Source organism: Moraxella sp. CTOTU47618, from assembly GCF_032017425.1.
Taxonomy (GTDB): Bacteria; Pseudomonadota; Gammaproteobacteria; order Pseudomonadales; family Moraxellaceae; genus Faucicola; species Faucicola tetraodonis.
The window spans coordinates 47,087-63,625 of the sequence record NZ_DALZPW010000006.1 but is presented as its reverse complement, the minus strand read 5'-3'; the positions used below and the strand labels follow the sequence as shown (position 1 = coordinate 63,625).

Annotated in this window: 19 protein-coding genes; all 19 read left to right on the top strand. The window is 44.0% G+C overall.

Features of this window, described 5'->3' with window-relative positions; translation table 11 throughout:
* Window positions 1-706 precede the first annotated feature (706 nt).
* The 19 genes from RTS09_RS06345 (at window position 707) to RTS09_RS06255 (ending at window position 16,493) form a co-directional block, all read left to right on the top strand.
* On the top strand, window positions 707-1,312 hold the full coding sequence (locus RTS09_RS06345; RefSeq protein ID WP_159675715.1) for a 2Fe-2S iron-sulfur cluster-binding protein: 606 nt from the start codon (window positions 707-709) through the stop codon (window positions 1,310-1,312).
* The gene (locus RTS09_RS06340) at window positions 1,309-2,352 is read left to right on the top strand and encodes an FAD binding domain-containing protein (RefSeq protein ID WP_159675716.1); all 1,044 of its coding nucleotides are present in this window, start codon (window positions 1,309-1,311) and stop codon (window positions 2,350-2,352) included. Before RTS09_RS06345 ends, RTS09_RS06340 begins: the two co-directional genes overlap by 4 nt.
* Entirely contained in the window at window positions 2,349-4,772 is a 2,424-nt protein-coding gene (locus tag RTS09_RS06335) for a molybdopterin cofactor-binding domain-containing protein (RefSeq protein WP_312535313.1), read from the top strand. Before RTS09_RS06340 ends, RTS09_RS06335 begins: the two co-directional genes overlap by 4 nt.
* Window positions 4,773-4,793: 21 nt before the next feature.
* Window positions 4,794-5,888, top strand: a complete 1,095-nt coding sequence (locus tag RTS09_RS06330; protein WP_312535310.1) for an XdhC family protein — start codon at window positions 4,794-4,796, stop codon at window positions 5,886-5,888.
* Window positions 5,872-6,561, top strand: a complete 690-nt coding sequence (locus RTS09_RS06325) for a nucleotidyltransferase family protein (RefSeq protein ID WP_312535307.1) — start codon at window positions 5,872-5,874, stop codon at window positions 6,559-6,561. Before RTS09_RS06330 ends, RTS09_RS06325 begins: the two co-directional genes overlap by 17 nt.
* A 7-nt stretch (window positions 6,562-6,568) precedes the next feature.
* Complete coding sequence (locus tag RTS09_RS06320; protein ID WP_312535457.1) at window positions 6,569-7,855, top strand: molybdopterin molybdotransferase MoeA; 1,287 nt, start codon at window positions 6,569-6,571, stop codon at window positions 7,853-7,855.
* A 2-nt stretch (window positions 7,856-7,857) separates the two neighbouring features.
* Window positions 7,858-8,862 (top strand): GTP 3',8-cyclase MoaA, encoded by a 1,005-nt coding sequence (moaA, locus tag RTS09_RS06315; protein ID WP_312535305.1) that lies wholly within the window; start codon window positions 7,858-7,860, stop codon window positions 8,860-8,862.
* 128 nt (window positions 8,863-8,990) lie between these two features.
* Window positions 8,991-9,488 (top strand): cyclic pyranopterin monophosphate synthase MoaC, encoded by a 498-nt coding sequence (gene moaC, locus RTS09_RS06310; protein ID WP_040404340.1) that lies wholly within the window; start codon window positions 8,991-8,993, stop codon window positions 9,486-9,488.
* Window positions 9,475-9,738 (top strand): molybdopterin converting factor subunit 1, encoded by a 264-nt coding sequence (gene moaD / locus RTS09_RS06305; protein ID WP_007117364.1) that lies wholly within the window; start codon window positions 9,475-9,477, stop codon window positions 9,736-9,738. Before moaC ends, moaD begins: the two co-directional genes overlap by 14 nt.
* 39 nt (window positions 9,739-9,777) lie before the next feature.
* On the top strand, window positions 9,778-10,269 hold the full coding sequence (locus tag RTS09_RS06300) for a molybdenum cofactor biosynthesis protein MoaE (RefSeq protein ID WP_312535302.1): 492 nt from the start codon (window positions 9,778-9,780) through the stop codon (window positions 10,267-10,269).
* 24 nt (window positions 10,270-10,293) lie between these two features.
* Window positions 10,294-11,031: a sulfite exporter TauE/SafE family protein gene (locus RTS09_RS06295; RefSeq protein ID WP_076775362.1), complete on the top strand. Its 738-nt coding sequence runs from the start codon at window positions 10,294-10,296 to the stop codon at window positions 11,029-11,031.
* 295 nt (window positions 11,032-11,326) lie between these two features.
* Entirely contained in the window at window positions 11,327-12,694 is a 1,368-nt protein-coding gene (locus tag RTS09_RS06290; protein WP_312535298.1) for a tyrosine-type recombinase/integrase, read from the top strand.
* Window positions 12,694-12,885, top strand: coding sequence for a hypothetical protein (locus RTS09_RS06285; protein ID WP_099807446.1), 192 nt, complete (start codon window positions 12,694-12,696; stop codon window positions 12,883-12,885). Before RTS09_RS06290 ends, RTS09_RS06285 begins: the two co-directional genes overlap by 1 nt.
* A gap of 205 nt (window positions 12,886-13,090) precedes the next feature.
* The gene (locus tag RTS09_RS06280) at window positions 13,091-14,227 is read left to right on the top strand and encodes a hypothetical protein (protein WP_099807447.1); all 1,137 of its coding nucleotides are present in this window, start codon (window positions 13,091-13,093) and stop codon (window positions 14,225-14,227) included.
* Window positions 14,228-14,348: 121 nt separating this feature from the next.
* Window positions 14,349-14,612: a helix-turn-helix domain-containing protein gene (locus RTS09_RS06275; RefSeq protein WP_099807448.1), complete on the top strand. Its 264-nt coding sequence runs from the start codon at window positions 14,349-14,351 to the stop codon at window positions 14,610-14,612.
* 10 nt (window positions 14,613-14,622) lie between these two features.
* Window positions 14,623-14,889, top strand: coding sequence for a helix-turn-helix domain-containing protein (locus RTS09_RS06270; RefSeq protein ID WP_076775352.1), 267 nt, complete (start codon window positions 14,623-14,625; stop codon window positions 14,887-14,889).
* Window positions 14,886-15,107 (top strand): hypothetical protein, encoded by a 222-nt coding sequence (locus RTS09_RS06265; protein ID WP_076775350.1) that lies wholly within the window; start codon window positions 14,886-14,888, stop codon window positions 15,105-15,107. The genes RTS09_RS06270 and RTS09_RS06265 overlap by 4 nt, the downstream gene beginning before the upstream one ends.
* Window positions 15,108-15,537: 430 nt before the next feature.
* Window positions 15,538-15,726, top strand: coding sequence for a hypothetical protein (locus tag RTS09_RS06260; protein ID WP_143351081.1), 189 nt, complete (start codon window positions 15,538-15,540; stop codon window positions 15,724-15,726).
* Window positions 15,723-16,493: a hypothetical protein gene (locus RTS09_RS06255; RefSeq protein ID WP_076775346.1), complete on the top strand. Its 771-nt coding sequence runs from the start codon at window positions 15,723-15,725 to the stop codon at window positions 16,491-16,493. Before RTS09_RS06260 ends, RTS09_RS06255 begins: the two co-directional genes overlap by 4 nt.
* Window positions 16,494-16,539 lie beyond the last annotated feature (46 nt).

Below are 16,539 nucleotides of genomic sequence, written 5' to 3'. Positions count from 1 at the left end.
TGCACCCAAGACCTAACAATATAACGTTCAAAATTTATGGGGGCATAATACCCTTTTTTTGTGAAAAATACAGTCTTTTTTGCAAAAAATCGCATGAATCCTCCAAATTGATAACACAGGGTGTATTTTGCGATGGCAAAGGCAAAAAATCACCGTAAGCGGTGAGCAAGGTGAGCGAGGTGAGTACTGAGCGGCACAACACCGCAAGTAAGTGTGGAAAGTTTGACAATCGTTGATAGTCTATGCGGTATATAAAACTCTGCAGTCACAATTTCAGTCACGATAATGATAAAAAAATTACCTAGTTAATACCATGTTAATGAATTATTTGCTACAAAATAGCCAAGTGTCAGCACGCCCAATAATATCCAAGTACACCATCAGAATTTTATAAAAGCTAAATACTGCTGATTGAGAGCTTTACACGAATAAACATACAAAAGCTGATTCAAAAAATATAATCAATTACCTAGCAAAATAGACTGGCAAAAAAACTAGTAAAAAAATTAGCAAAAGAAACTGCCAAAAAAATTGCCAAAAAATCGGGATGGCTACATACGCAAAAATAACAAACCCTTCTAATGTTAGCATCATCCTTGCGTAGGCAAGGCATAGCGAATTTCTAGAAATAAGTTTAATAACAGGCGTTAATTCTAGATAACACACTTACCAATAAACCTATAACAACTAGACGAGAAGCAACTTTATGCCACAATCCTTAACACTTACTATCAATCAGCAACAACACACGTTGACGAATCTAGATGTACGCACCACGGTGCTGGATGTCTGTCGCAACCATCTTGGCTTGACAGGCAGCAAAAAAGGCTGTGACCACGGTCAGTGTGGCGCGTGTACCATGCTGATTAACGGTCAGCGGGTCAACAGCTGTCTGACCCTAGCGGTCATGCACGAGGGCGATAACATCGAGACCATTGAAGGCATTGGCTCACCTGAAGCGCTTGACCCGATTCAACAAGCGTTTCTGGAACATGACGCCTTTCAATGTGGTTATTGTACCCCTGGGCAAATTTGCTCGACCAAAGCGATGATTGAAGAGCTACGCCAAAACTGGGCAAGTCATGTGTCGGATGATTTGATGCAACCTTTATCAAAAGATACAACACAATTTAAACAACAATTGGATAAAGAAATCTCTGAGCGTATGAGCGGTAATATTTGTCGCTGCTCGGCATATCCCAACATCGTGCGAGCGATTAAACAAGTATTACAAGAAACAGGTTTTTCGGCAGAGACAGATAAGGTAACCACCCAGACAGCAGCTACTCAGGCTACAGGAGTGTCGCTATGAAAACGTTTGATTATCAGCGCGCCAACTCGGTGGATGACGCCGTCAAAATAGCCATTTTAGCTGAAGGGCATTTGAGTGAGGCGAAGCGTCCGTTTTTTATCGCTGGGGGTACCAATTTACTTGATTTGATGAAACTCGAAATCGAACAGCCAACACAGCTGATTGATATTTCACGTTTGCCGCTTAATACAATTGAAGCCACGCCAGAAGGTGGGTTAAAAATCGGCGCTATGGTCAGTAACAGTGAATTAGCGGCTCACCCTGTCATTCGTCAAGATTATGCGGTGCTTGCCCGTGCCTTGTTGTCGGGTGCGTCGCCGCAACTGCGTAACAAAGCCAGTACCGGTGGCAATCTACTACAGCGCACCCGTTGTTACTATTTTTATCAGCCTGATAGTCCGTGTAATAAGCGTGAGCCCAATTCTGGCTGCGGGGCAAAAGCAGGTCTTCATCAGAACTTAGCAATTTTAGGCACAAGCGAGCAGTGTATTGCCACCCATCCATCGGATATGGCAGTGGCAATGCGATTACTTGATGCGGTCATTGTTATCCAGCAAGCGGACGGGCAAACCCGCCAAGTGCCTATCGCTGAATTTTATCGCTTACCTGAGCAAACCCCCCATATCGAAACTTGTTTGAATTTAGGTGATTTGATTACCCATATCATTCTACCGCCCTCCTTAAAAGGCGTGCATAGTTATGACAAAGTGCGTGACCGTGCGTCGTATGCCTTTGCTTTGGTGTCCGTCGCTGCCGTGATTGAGCATGATAATGATACACTCACTAATGTGCGACTTGCATTTGGCGGTATTGGCAGTCAGCCGTGGCGAAATACCGAGATTGAAAAAATACTGATCGGCAGCACGGGCGATGCCGTGAGTATTGAGCTTGCGGTGGCGACGCTATTCAAAGAAGCAAAAACCGATGAACAAACCGAATACAAGACCGTGCTAGTACAGCGTCTTTTACACCATGTTGTGCAGCGGGCGTTACAACAACCCAATCAATCAAGTCCTTTAAGTAGTGGAGTGAGTGCATGAGCCTAACACAAATTTTTGGCGAATCGCCCCTTGAAAAAAAAATGACCATGGACAAGCCTGTCGAGTCACGGCTAGATACGACCGATAGTAAACTCGTTGGCAAACCACTGAGCCGTATCGAAGGACACCTAAAAGTCGCAGGCAAAGCCACATATACTGCTGAGCACCAATTTGACGACTTGTTTCATGGGGTGATGGTCGGCGCAACCATTGGTAAAGGCAAGGTAAAAAAAGTACATAAAGATACCGCCTTACAAGTTGCAGGTGTGATTGGGGTGTTTCATGACCCATTGTTTTTACGCAACCCGCAACAAGGGGGTGTCAAAATGGCACCTGTGCAAGGGGCAAGTGAGGTTTTTTATCATGGACAGCCCATTGCCTTGGTGGTCGGAGAAACCCTAGAAGCGGCTCAAGAAGGCGCGAAGGCGTTACAGATTGACTATGAAAATGATGAAAAACATGGGCATTTTGACTTTAACAAGCAAAAAAAGCACACCCAATTTATCGATTGGGTAACCGATAAAAGTGACGACATTGGCAAACCTGAAAAAACGCTTAAGCAATCAGAGGTCAAAGTCGATGTGACTTATACCACGCCAAGCCAAAGTAACATGCCGATGGAACCGCACAGTTCGTTGGCGCGTTGGTTTGAAGGTAAGCTAACCCTTCATACTTCTAACCAAATGCTTGCCTCTTCCAAAGTACAACTTGCCAAAGCCTTAGATATACCGGAAGATGATGTCCGTTTGCTATCGCCCTATGTTGGTGGTGGGTTTGGCTCAAAACTGGGTATTTCACCAGAGTCGGTGATGGCAGCCATTGCGGCTAAAGACTTAAAACGCCCCGTACTGGTGAACATGACCCGACCGCAAGTCATGGAAACTACCGTCAGACGCACCAACACTGAACAACGGGTGGCATTGGGGGCGGATAAAGATGGTAAAATCCATACCATTATTCATAATAGCATTGTCACCAATTTACCTTCAGAAACGTTTTTTGAGCCAGTGGCGGTCTCTACCCACTTTTTGTATGGCGGTGACAATCGCCAAATCAAATACGAAATGGCGCGCATGAATTTTACCTTAACAGGCTCTATGCGTGCCCCTGGCGAAGCAGTGGGTCAGTTGGCACTCGAATGTGCCATGGACGAACTGGCGCATGCGTTAAAGCTGTGCCCAATCGAACTGCGAAAACGCAATGAACCGAGCGAAGACCCAAGCAAAAAAATTCCCTACAGCACCCGAAAATTGCTGGCGTGTATGGAGCAGGGGGCAAAAGCCTTTGGATGGGATGAACGCCCACAAACGCCCGCAAGTCGCCTTGAAGGCGATTGGCTGATTGGCTATGGGATGGCGTGCGCCGCGCGTAGCAACGAATTAAAACCCTCACAAGCCCGTGTGAGCCTGTTGCCCTCTGACAAACCGCTTGGGGTCATGGCTCGTATCGAAACTGACATGACTGATATCGGTACAGGTAGCTATACTATTTTTGCGCAAGTGGTTGCCGATATGCTGGGCTTACCGATTGACCATGTCGAGGTCAAACTTGGCGATACCGATCTGCCCCCTGCTGCAGGGTCAGGCGGTAGCTGGGGAGCTTCAAGCGCTGGTAGTTCAATTTATCTGGCATGTGAAGCGCTACGAGAAAAGATTGCCCAGAGTGTGGGGCTGCATGCCGATAGCATTGGCTTTAAACAAGGCAATCTATATAGACAATTTGAGCATGACCCTAGCCTAGCTGAAAAAATTGGCGAAAAAATTAACCATACGTTAACCGATACGTTGGATAAACTAGCAGAAAAAACAGGGCTTAATTCTGAGGTCTCTGTAGACAATCATGATAATGTACTCGATTGGGAACAAGTCGATACCCAGTTACCGCTGAGCAGTTTTTTGCAGCAATATGCCCCTCATGGCTTGGTAGCTAATGGTGAAATCGAACCTGGTAAAACCAAAAAAGAATACCGTCATGCAGGCTATGGCGCACAGTTCGCTGAAGTCGGGGTACACCGGGTAACCGGTGAAATTCGGGTTCGCCGTATGCTAGGCACATTTGCCGCAGGGCGTATCTTAAACGAAAAAACAGCGCGCTCGCAGTGTTTTGGTGGTATGGTGTTTGGTATAGGGGCTGCCTTGATGGAGCAAATTCACCATGACAAACGTGACGGTCGTCTATGTAATCACGATTTAGCCGAGTATCAGGTGTGTGTGAATGCTGATGTGCCTGACTTAGAGGTAATAATGTTACCCGAAACTGACCCCTATGCCAATCCGCTCCATAGCAAGGGTATAGGTGAATTGGCATTATCAGGGGCAGGGGCAGCCATTGCCAATGCGATCTTTAATGCCACAGGCGTTAGAGTACGAGACTATCCCATTACCTTGGATAAACTGCTGTACCAGTTGCCATTACTGTAATCGGGTACACTGTCATTTGCTATGAACCACTTGTTTGATATTTTTGCTACCCTTGAGCAGTTACCGCCCAACAGTGAAGCGGTACTAGCCACCGTGGTGAGTGTCGAAGGGTCAGCCTATCGGCAACCTGGTGCTAGAATGTTGATTTTAGCCGATGGTCAATCCATAGGCATGGTGAGTGGCGGTTGTCTTGAAAAGCACTTGGTACAGCGAGCCTTTTGGCTAACGCGAGATGGGGCAACGCTCAAAACCTATCATACCGCAACCGATAGCCAGTTATCACAAGATGAGGTGGTCGATGACAGTGATGAGCAAGAAGGCTTTGGGCTTGGCTGTCAAGGCGTCATTCAAGTATTATTTGAACGTCTGATTTTAAATGAACAATCTGTATTATTTGCCTGTTTTCAGCGCTTAAAACAGACAAAACAGCCACAAACACTGGCTACAGTTATCACCTCAAACTCAGATGAGTTTATAGTTGGGCAACATCTGCCCTTGACGCAGTTGTCGCAATTGGGTCAACAAGATTGGCAATTGGTTAATCAAGTCGCTGCCAGCCGTAAAAGTCGCTTTATGCTGCATGTTTATCAAAAACAATCGCAACAACTAAGCATCTTTATAGAAACGCTACAACCACCGCTACAATTATTAATTTTTGGCGCGGGGCAAGATTGTTTACCTTTGATGACCATGGCAAATTTGCAAGGCTGGCAGGTGACGGTGATTGATAGTCGTTTGGATGTGATTACCCGTTGTCGCGGGCAGGCTCACGCCAATTTTGTACAGATTGCCCTTGAAAAAGCCGAGTCTGTACAGACTTTTTTTGAGTCACCGCAGCCGACCGCTGTGGTGATAATGACCCATAGTCTGAGTCAAGACAGAGTATGGCTCAGCCAAGCCTTTAAAGCCCAAAACTCGCCTTTTTTTATTGGGCAATTAGGGCCCACATATCGTACTGAGCAGTTGCTTAGTGAGATTGACGATGGTTATCAACTGGTGAAATCTGCTAATTTGTTCTATCCTGTGGGTTTAGCGCTCGGTGGTGATACGCCCGAAGCGGTGGCTTTATCTATCACTGCCCAAATTCAACAGGTATATCATGAGCGTCACGCCTAGTAATTTAATCGTGGTGATTTTGGCGGCAGGATTGAGCCAGCGTCTTGGTTTTGCCAAACAGCTGATTGTAAAAAATCATCAAACCTTGCTGGCTGAAAAAATTCAATTGGCACGCCAATTGCAGCCTTATCAAGTGTTGGTGGTTTTGCCAAAACTTGATAACCCAATATCTAAAGCGTTATACAATGAAGTTGCACCATTTGCCGTCACAGTCGTCGATAATCCAACGCCGCAAACAGGGATGGCGCAATCGATTCAGTATGCAATGACAATATTACAACAACAGTCAGTAAGTGCTGCAATGCGGATTTTGTTTTTGACCGTTGACCAAGTGGCGGTAACCCTCGATGATTTGACGCTATTAAGCCAAAATGTTGAGGACCATCGGCTGATTGTGAGTGAGTATGGTGATAATAATCAACCAATTTGGGGGATTCCCGTCAATTTACCTTGGGGTTTTTTGCGAGCATTTGGTTATCAGTTGCAAGGCGATAAAGGTTTTCGGGCGTTATGGCAACACCAAATGGCTATCGTTTCGCCCACCGACCGCACGGTTTATCAGATTTATCCGATACCGCTGCCGCATTTAGGCCAAGATATTGATACCTTAGAACAATTTGAGCAGCTAAAAACAGCCTATCAGCTTTTGCCGCCGACCCAATATTTTAATTGAGATGATGATGATTTCTGTCAATGAACTAAAACAAGCGATTAATGATCGCCTAGAGAACTATTTAACGTCGCGTCTAGGCGAGGTAAAGACGATAACAGTGGGTTTGTTAGAGGCGCAAAACCACATTTTAGCCCAAGATATTGCCGCATCCTTTGATATTCCCCGCCAAAATCTATCATCCATGGATGGTTTTGCGATAGCTATGGATAGCTATCTTGACCACGATAGCCAACTTGAAATCATCGGTGAATCGGGGGCAGGCAAGCCTTTTAATGGTCGTTTAAAACCCAATCAGGGCGTGCGAATTTTTACCGGGGCGGTGGTGCCAAATGACTGCGACACGGTGGTGATGCAAGAAGACACCAACCTTAGCGACATTCAGCCCAGTTTGGATAACAGCCAAGCCTATCACATTCGCTTGACCCAAACCGCTAAAGTGGGTGCAAATATTCGCCGCCAAGGCGAGGAAGTGCAAGCAGGCGAAACTGTTTTAACAATTGGTAAACGCCTAAACCCCACCGATATCAGCTTACTTGCCAATTTGGGCGTGGATAGCGTGCAGGTATTTCAGCCACTCACGGTTGGCATTATTGCGACCGGTGATGAGCTAGTCGACGTGGGGCAGCCGCTGGCAACGCTTGCCCAAATTTATAATTCCAACACGCCCACGCTAAAAGCGTTATTAAAGCAGTTGCCGATTGTTATTCAAGATTATGGCATTGTCCCTGACAACCTTGAGACCACTCGCCGCACTGTTCAGCAAGCGATAGCCGAATGTGATGTGATTATTTCCACGGCGGGTGTATCGGTGGGCGATTATGATTTTTTAACCCAAGTCATTCAGGCGCTCGGCAAAATTCATCATTACAAAGTGGCGATGAAACCAGGTAAACCTTTTATATTTGGCGAATTTGAGCAAGATAAAAAAACGGTCATGTATTTTGGGTTACCCGGCAATCCGCTATCTACCGTGGTATGCTGCCTTAATTTTGTCAAACCTGCGCTGTGGCAACTATCGGGCGTGAAACCATCAGATATCCCAAAACCGCTGCAACTGTTTGCCAAAACCACCCACGACATCAACAAGCGAGCAGGACGCCAAGATTATCAGCGAGCGATTTTTTGCCAAAATGAAGACGGCAGTTTTAGCGTAACCCCTTTATCTGCCCAAGACTCCCACCGTGTCAAACAGCTTAGCCACGCCAATTGCTTGCTTGTATTACCCAAAGATAATGCAGGGGTAAAAGCAGGCGAAATAGTGACAGTGCAGCCGTTTAGTTGGAATTTTAGCTAACGATGACTCCGCAACATTCTTCATTAAATTTGGTGGACAATTTCCATCGCCAGTTAAGCTATTTACGCCTGTCGATTACCGATTTTTGTAACTTTCGCTGTCATTACTGTCTGCCCGATGGCTATACTGCCAACGCGGGTAAACGCCCTGACAACGAGCTTTCTGTATCCGAAATCGATATTTTAATACAAGCCTTTGCCAAACTAGGTACCACCAAAGTGCGGCTGACGGGGGGTGAGCCATCGATTCGACAAGATTTACCGCGCATCATCGAACTTGCCAAGCAGACCCAAGGCATCCAAACAGTGGCGGTTAGCTCCAACGGCTATCGCCTTGCCAAGCATTTATCCGACTGGCAAACGGCAGGGCTAAATCAGCTTAACATCAGTATCGACAGCTTTGACCCCGCCATTTTTAAACAAATCACCGGCTTTGATATATTGCCAACGCTGTTACAAGACATCGATACATTGCTAGCAACCACCGATATTAAGCTAAAACTCAACGGTATTTTGATGGCAGACACCGCCTTTGATAACTTGCAATCCGTGTTAAGTTTTGTCAAAAATCGTCCTGTCACTTACCGTTTTATTGAGTTTATGCAAACCTCGGATAATAAAGCTTTGTTTTTTGCCCAACATAGCAGTGGTCAGCGTATCAAAGATTTTTTATTACAAAATGGTTGGCAATCCCAACGTCGAGCAAGCGATGCAGGCCCTGCGATTGAATATCGCCACGCCGATTATGTCGGTGGCATTGGGCTGATTGAGCCTTATGCCCCGCAGTTCTGCGACAGTTGCAATCGCTTGCGAGTGAGTAGCCAAGGCAAAGTACATTTGTGTTTGTTTGATAATGGCAGTTATGATGTGCGAGCGTTTTTGGCAAATGGCGATGTCGATGGATTGGTTCATGCCTTGCAAAGCTTAATGCCGATTAAGCCCGAGCATCATTTACTCAAGCAAAACGATAGTGGTATCATGGCGAATTTGTCGATGATTGGCGGTTAATCGATGGCAGGTTTTTTGAAAATATAAAATAGGCAAATTTAAAAAAAATTTACTCATCCAAGCGCCGCTTGATAAGCGTATAAGTTTATGTAATTTTGTGCCACATTTGAGGGGTGAAAATCCAAAACATGACAACACAATTAACTCCCTTAGACCTGACACATTTAGACGCACACGGTGATATCGCCATGGTCGATGTGTCGGGCAAAGCGATAACCCAACGCACCGCCACCGCCGTAGGGCAAGTCATTTTCCCTAGCGACAGTTACCAAGTGATAAAATCCGCCGATGGCATCACCAAAAAAGGCTCAATCACCCAGACCGCGCATATCGCAGGGGTCATGGCAAGCAAACGCACCCACGAGCTGATTCCGCTTTGCCACCAGCTGCCACTCGACGGGGTAAAAATCGGCTTTGAGTATGATGATAACAACTGCTCAATCCACGTCACTGCCACCGTCAAAGTTACCCACAAAACAGGCGTGGAAATGGAAGCCTTAACTGCTGTGTCGGTGGCTTGCCTAACGATTTATGACATGACCAAAGCATTATCTCACGACATTACCATCAGCGATATCAAGTTACTCACCAAAACAGGAGGCAAATCCGACTATGCCAACACCTAGCGCGTCTGAGAAAAATTTAGCCATCTTATACTTTGCAAGCCTTGCTGAACAAGCAGGGAAAGACGAAGAAACAATCCGCTTTGACGGTGATAACTTGACCGAGCTTTACCAAACGTTAAGCGCACAATACGGTTTTAAACTCGCCCCAACCAAACTTGCCGTGGCAATCAATCACCACATTGCCAACTGGCAAACGCCGCTCCAAGATGGCGATATCATCGCCTTTATTCCGCCTGTGGCGGGCGGTTAAATATCGCATACGTCCTTTAAAAAATATACAGAGAAAACCATGAACGCATTGCATAAAGGCTCAGCCACCATTAGCATCAGTGAAGACCAAGCCTACCACACCGTGATTACTAGCGGCTTTGCATTGACTGACCGAGCCATTGACGACAGACGGCTTAAACACGCTTTAATGAGCGATACTTGCGGGGCGTTAGCGACATTTGAAGGCTGGGTACGTAATCACAATAACGCTCGCCCTGTTAGCAAACTCACTTATTATGGCTACGAGCAGTTGGCACTCAATCAAGGCAAAAAACTGATTGAACAAGCCAAAGCCCAGTTTGACATCGAAAACGCCATTGCCATACACCGTGTTGGCGACCTTGCGATTGGTGAGATGGCGGTGTGGGTTGGGGTAGTGGCTGCCCACCGTTATCCTGCATTTGATGCGTGTCGTTGGCTACTAGATGCGATTAAAGCGGATATCCCTGTGTGGAAACAAGAATTTTATGCCGACAGCACTGAGAGTCTGTGGCTTTCTAATAATGGTTAATACTCTAGTAATGGTTAACAAGCAATGACAACTACCCTATTAAGCGTGCTGTTTTTTATTTCTGCCTTGCTCTATTCATCAGTCGGGCATGGCGGTGCATCGGGCTATCTTGCGATGATGGGGTTAGTCGGCGTTGCGCCAAGTATGATGAAACCTACTGCGCTATGTCTCAACATTTTGGTGTCCATCATTGCGTTTTGGCGATTTTATTCCGCAAAAAACTTTTCTTGGCAAATTTTTATTCCCCTTGCTATAACTGCGATACCGATGGCGTTTATCGGGGGGATGACCCATTTGCCCAGTCATTTATATAAGCCGATTGTTGGGATGGTACTGATTTTTTCGGCCATTTATTCATTTATTTTTGCCAAAAAACTCACCAGCGAGCAACCATTAAAACAGGTGTCAAAATGGTTTTTGGCAATCGTGGGGGCGGTTTTAGGGTTGCTGTCGGGATTGACGGGGGTGGGCGGTGGTGTGTTTTTAAGTCCAATTTTATTATTTAACCGTTGGGCAAGCCCTAAAGTTGTCGCAGGCGTAGCGTCGGGGTTTATTTTGGTGAATTCAATTTCAGGCTTGTTTGGTGTGTTATCGACAGGGGCGAAACTGCCAAATCAACTACCAATCTGGCTTGTAGCGGTGTGTGTAGGGGGTTTTATTGGCGCAACTTATGGTAGCAAACGCCTTGCCGACCCCATGCTCAATAAATTATTATCTCTTGTATTAGTCATTGCAGGGCTGAAAATGCTGGCAAATTTTTGACGCTTAGGTAGACCCCAACCGCTGGCTCTAGCACCAACTTAAAAAATGCGATAAATTGCAACATCCAATCATTTTAAAGCTTAAGCTATAAAAAAAACCCATTGCAGGCGAACATTTATAAATAACAACAGAAAACATAAAATTACTTTAGATTGCTAAAACCCTTGATACAAGCCTATTTCATGCTATTATACTAACTATAGTTATGCAAAGTTATTTATTGTTAGCATCAAAAAATGGCTACCAAAATGGCTACCAAAAATTATAGGTTAAATTGGGTATCAAGGGTTAAATTATGGCTAAAGTATCAATTGCAAATGTTAGTCAGATAGAACGGCATATCAAAGAAAGTATTGCTACTAATCAAGAGTTAATCTTACCGATTGCAGGTTTTAAGGGTTTAGAGATTAGAATAAGACCCTCACAGAAAACCGATAAAGCAACCACAGATTTTAGACACCGTTACACGCACCCTATCACAGGCAAACGCCCTTATTTATCATTAGGCAATTATCCAGCCTTCTCACTTGCCCAAGCCAAACAAGCCTATACCGATAATCTAGTGTTATTAGAGCAGGGCATTGACCCTAAAGAACATAGAGAGCAGGAACGAGAGCAAAAAGCCCATTCATTAGATAGTACATTCAAAGCAGTAGCAGATGATTGGTTGGCAGAGCAAACTAATAACCCCGACCACGTTTTAGCAGAGCAAACTTTGAAAAATTGGGGATTTTTACTTGAGCCTTTACTAAATGAATTTGCAGAAACGCCAATAGATACTATTACCACTCCTCAAGTATTAAGGCTATTCAAACAGGTACAAAAAACGCATATCCAAAAGGGCAACCGAGTAAAAGGCATTGCAAGCCGAATTTTTGCCCATGCGGTAATTAATGGATTGATAGAACACAATCCAGTTACTGCAGTAAAAGAGGCTAGAGCCTTAAAACCAACCCGCCAAAAACATCACCCCGCTATTATTGAGCCTCAAGAATTTAGCCTACTCCTAAAAGAAATAGACAGCTTGCCCGCTAGTGATAATTTCAATAAAGAGATATTGCAATTACTGGCCCTTACTTTTGCCCGCATTGGGGATATTTGCACTATGAAATGGGCTGATCTAGACCTGACCGCTAAACAGTGGGAATTTGAGCCACAAAAGGGCGTTAATCGGCATGATATGGTTGATAGCTTAGTAATACCTCTAGTACCGCAAACAATGGCCATTATTGAGCGTATGAAGCCAATAACAGGCGGTATGGAATACGTTTTTTATAATGGCAGACGAAAATCAAAACCTTTTGCAGATGGGCAACAAGTTAATAAATTGCTCAATAGTCAATCAATGAATAAGGCAGGCATAGGCAAGGATTTTTGCAATAGGGGTTATTTTGGGGTACATAGCCCGCATGGGTTTAGGGCAACTGCCAGGACCATGTTAGAGGAACGATTAAATTATGATTATCGCCTTATTGAAATGCAGTTAGGCCACAACGTGAGGGACGCTAACGGCAGGGCATACAACCGCGTTAAATGGCTTAATAAACGTCATGACATGATGGCCGCATGGGCAAACTACTTAGATGATCTCAAAGCGGGCAAGGTGGACAATATTATTTACCTGGATAATGCCAAAGCCAAGCGACAGGCGGTTAATGAATAATGAACACCACCACAGCCAATAAAAACACCTTGCCAGCAATGGACACCAAGCCAACCCCAAGCGGGCATATTTTGGTGATGACCCATGAACAAATAGACCAGCTAGGCGATATTTTGGACAATCCATTCATGCCACTGAACGACCTACAAAAGGCGTTATTTATGCGGGGCTATCGGCTAGTTAGAATTTAAGAAAAGTAACACACTTCCCCTGTTACACGAAACAGAGCCGAATTTCATTTGATACTTTTTGGGAGGCATTAGACATTTTTTAGTAGTCATTTGATAGATATTTACGACTTTGCAAGGCTAGGAGTAATTACCCGAACGAGTGGAAATCGCACCAAGCCACTCACCGCCTTGCACCCTTTTTAAATTGGTGCGTATGGTGCGAGTGATGGGAATTTTAGACAAGATAACAGAACCTTTAAAGGAATACGTAAGTGTTTTTGATTTTATAAAAGGTTTATCTCAATACAATAATCAAAATTTGTATGATGTAGTAACCTATCTTAATCATTATGATTTTGCCGAAAATGTAACAGTTTATTTTATAGATATAGACTATAAAATAGAGCCATTAGAATTTGATTGTTACAACAACGAGTTAAGAAGTAAATTAGATAAACTGCAAACGGCAAGCTACTTAGAGGATTTTGTTTGGAGTAATGAAAACTTTGAAAAATTGAAATCGAGTGATAAATTTAAGTTAATAGAAAGTTTGGCAGATTTTGCAAATATCTATAATACAGTGCATTGGCACTTTAGCATTCAAGAATTAGCTAGTATTGAGCCATTGGAAGGTTTATTAGGCTTTTTAGGTAATGATAGAATACCAATAACGCTAAGCGAACCACAGGCGGGCGAGGCAAAACAAGAGACCGTCATTTTACAGCGTGACCCCCTATTAACTGACCTAGATATATTTAACATTCTTGAGGCATCATGTTTGATTAGTGGTGATGACCCGATACAAATAGAAATTTGTATCGGTGATACTTATTTTAGACAGAATAATATTGAGTATTTGAAAGCTGAAAAACTAATAAGAGCAGGCATTAAAAGCGGTAATTTAGACCATGACATAACTAGGCAATCTTTGCAAAATTTTCTAAAGATTAAAGGTTATATTATCAACGGGTTTAATGACAATTTACCCACCTTGCCAACACCCCAAACCGATAGCCAGTTATTGCAAAAGGTGGCAGATCAACAGGCAACCATAGACCAGCAAGCCAAAGAGATAGCAGAATTAAAAGCCCAGCTTGCCAGTATCGAGCAGGCAAGCGACCCAAACCAAAGCCACACGCCCGCAATCGTTGATAAGGTTTTAACAGGGAATTCACAATCAGCCGTTACAAAGCTAATCTACTCATTCATGCGAGAACATAACTACCCTCTAGACGGCAAGCACAAAGGGGCAGTTAATGAAATATTACAAAAGCTCACCAACAGTTATAAGGTGGGGATAGCAGAGGACACGATAGCGAAATGGCTTAAATTGGTGAACGAACTAGACCAAAAACTAAAATAAACACTTTCAAACTTTAAGGGCTATTTAGCCCTTTTTTTATGGCTATTTAGCCTATTTAGCCCCGCAATCAAAAATCTATATTTGCATTATCTCAACAACAAACCGTTAAGGAGTTAATGCAATGACCAACAAAACCCCGCAACAAGTGGAAAATACGCCAGCCGAAAAGGTGACAGGCGAACCACTACCCACCTTTACCGACCTTGCCAACAACCCTAAAGGCATAACCAGCCGTAGCACCGTAGCAAAGCTACTGGAAATCCACGTTTTGACGCTCACACGTTGGATTAAGGCGGGCAAGTTTGTAAAGCCTATCACCATTGGTAACGCCCATTATTTTAGAAATAGCGAGTTAATCGACTATTTAGACAATAAGACAGCATAAGGGGTAAACCATGCCAGCCAACACCCCAAGCCCAAACGACACCACCAGCCACAAAGCCCAGCTATTAGCCTATTTGATGACAGGCGCAAGAATAACGCCCCTTGAAGCCTTACAGCGTTTTAATTGTTTGTCATGTTCTCAAAGATTGGGCGATTTACGCAGGGATAACAGCATACCTATCCAAAGCCGATTTATCACCACGCCCACAGGCAAAAAGGTAAAAGAGTATTGGTTAGAGCCTAGCTATATTCAATCAGTCAAGGGGGTAACCGCATGAGCGTATATCCCGACATCGAGCGCATAAACCCGAATGATGATTATTTTGTAGTAATGAATAATGAGCCGATACAACCAGCGAATACCGATATATTCATGGATTACTGGACAGCCGAAACCGTTGTAGAGTTTTTACAAGCCGTGAACCCTAATCAAGTATTCAGTATTAAAAGGGCAGTATTTATAGAGCCACCACAACAGTCAATTTTAAGGGTTTAAACGTGAGACGATATAAACATACCACCCAACACCCAAACAAGCTACAACGTGCTATCCGTGGGCAGGATATTAGCAAGATTATGGCAAAGTTGGGCGAGATTATCCAAACAATCAATATCGCTATTTTGTTATTGATGATTTTGGTAGTGATTACCCAATGTCAGCCAGTGGAAGCAAGCAACAAAATAGGAAATAAACCACTATTTTACGCAACAAAACAGGCAATTCGGGGTAATTATCAAAAAGCTTGTATCCCTTGCCAGTCAAGGGGTGGAGCGTGCAACAAACATCAACTCATGCAACAGAATTTGTGCAAAATGCACCAAAAAATGCACCAAAGAAGAAATAAACCACGATTTCACGCACCAAAACGGGCAGTTTTGGGGAATTATCAAAAAGGGTGTATCCCTTGCCAGTCAAGGGATAGAGCGTGCAACAAACATCAATTCACGCACCAAAATTTGTGCAAAATGCACCAAAAAACTTTAGAAAGCAATCATCAAAAATGAAAGCAAAAAATACTATTTTTAAAAATGGCTTGAACATGAAAAAGGGCATTATCCTTTTACAGATAACGCCCCAAGTCACACCACATGACCTTATGGAAATAATAGCATGAGTAAAATTTTAAGACTATTAAATATTGGTGAATTTAATTCACTAAATGATAGCTTGCCATTGGTGGCGGGCATGATTGACAATAGAGGTCTCTCAAAAATTCACGCAAGCGGACAGCCATTCCGTTACCTTTTGGCTTTTTTTGTGCCCAAATTTCGCTTACTCTCTCAAAGTGGCGATAACAAAGCACAAACCCATCTACCCCAATTCGCAGGGGTAAACCGTCATATCATGCCAGCATTGGCAAAAAGTTATGGCGGGGTGACATTGCAAAATAAGCCTTTACGGCAAATATGCGAGGCGGTTGCTTGCGTGACCGAGAGTGAACCCCGCCACCCTATGATTTTTCATAGTGTGGTAAATACTCAAAATAATACGCAAGGAGGCATTATCATGCCTAATAAAATCATCATGCCCGCGGGCAACACCCAAACCAGCCAACGCAAAAATGCACTTGCCCACAGTGCAACCGATACCACAGCTCACACGCCAGCCCAAGACGAAAAGCCGCTATATGTTCCTAGCTATTGGGAACGCAAAGACGGATATTTCAAAGACGGTATTTTCTACCAGCCTTTTTATGCAGTTTATTGCAATGGCGAGGTGATAGAGCCGTTAGGGTCAGTCAATGCGTATCTATATGATAAAGCCTTTCATATCCTTATTCATTTACAAGCAATCTCAAAAGACAACTTCGAGTTAAAGCCCGTTTCATGGAAACCGCTAAATGATTTTGATGTTGTATTGAATTGGGAGGGCAAGGCATGAATAAACAAGCCCGCAACAGTGGCAAGGATAAGGGGCGTAAAGCCCT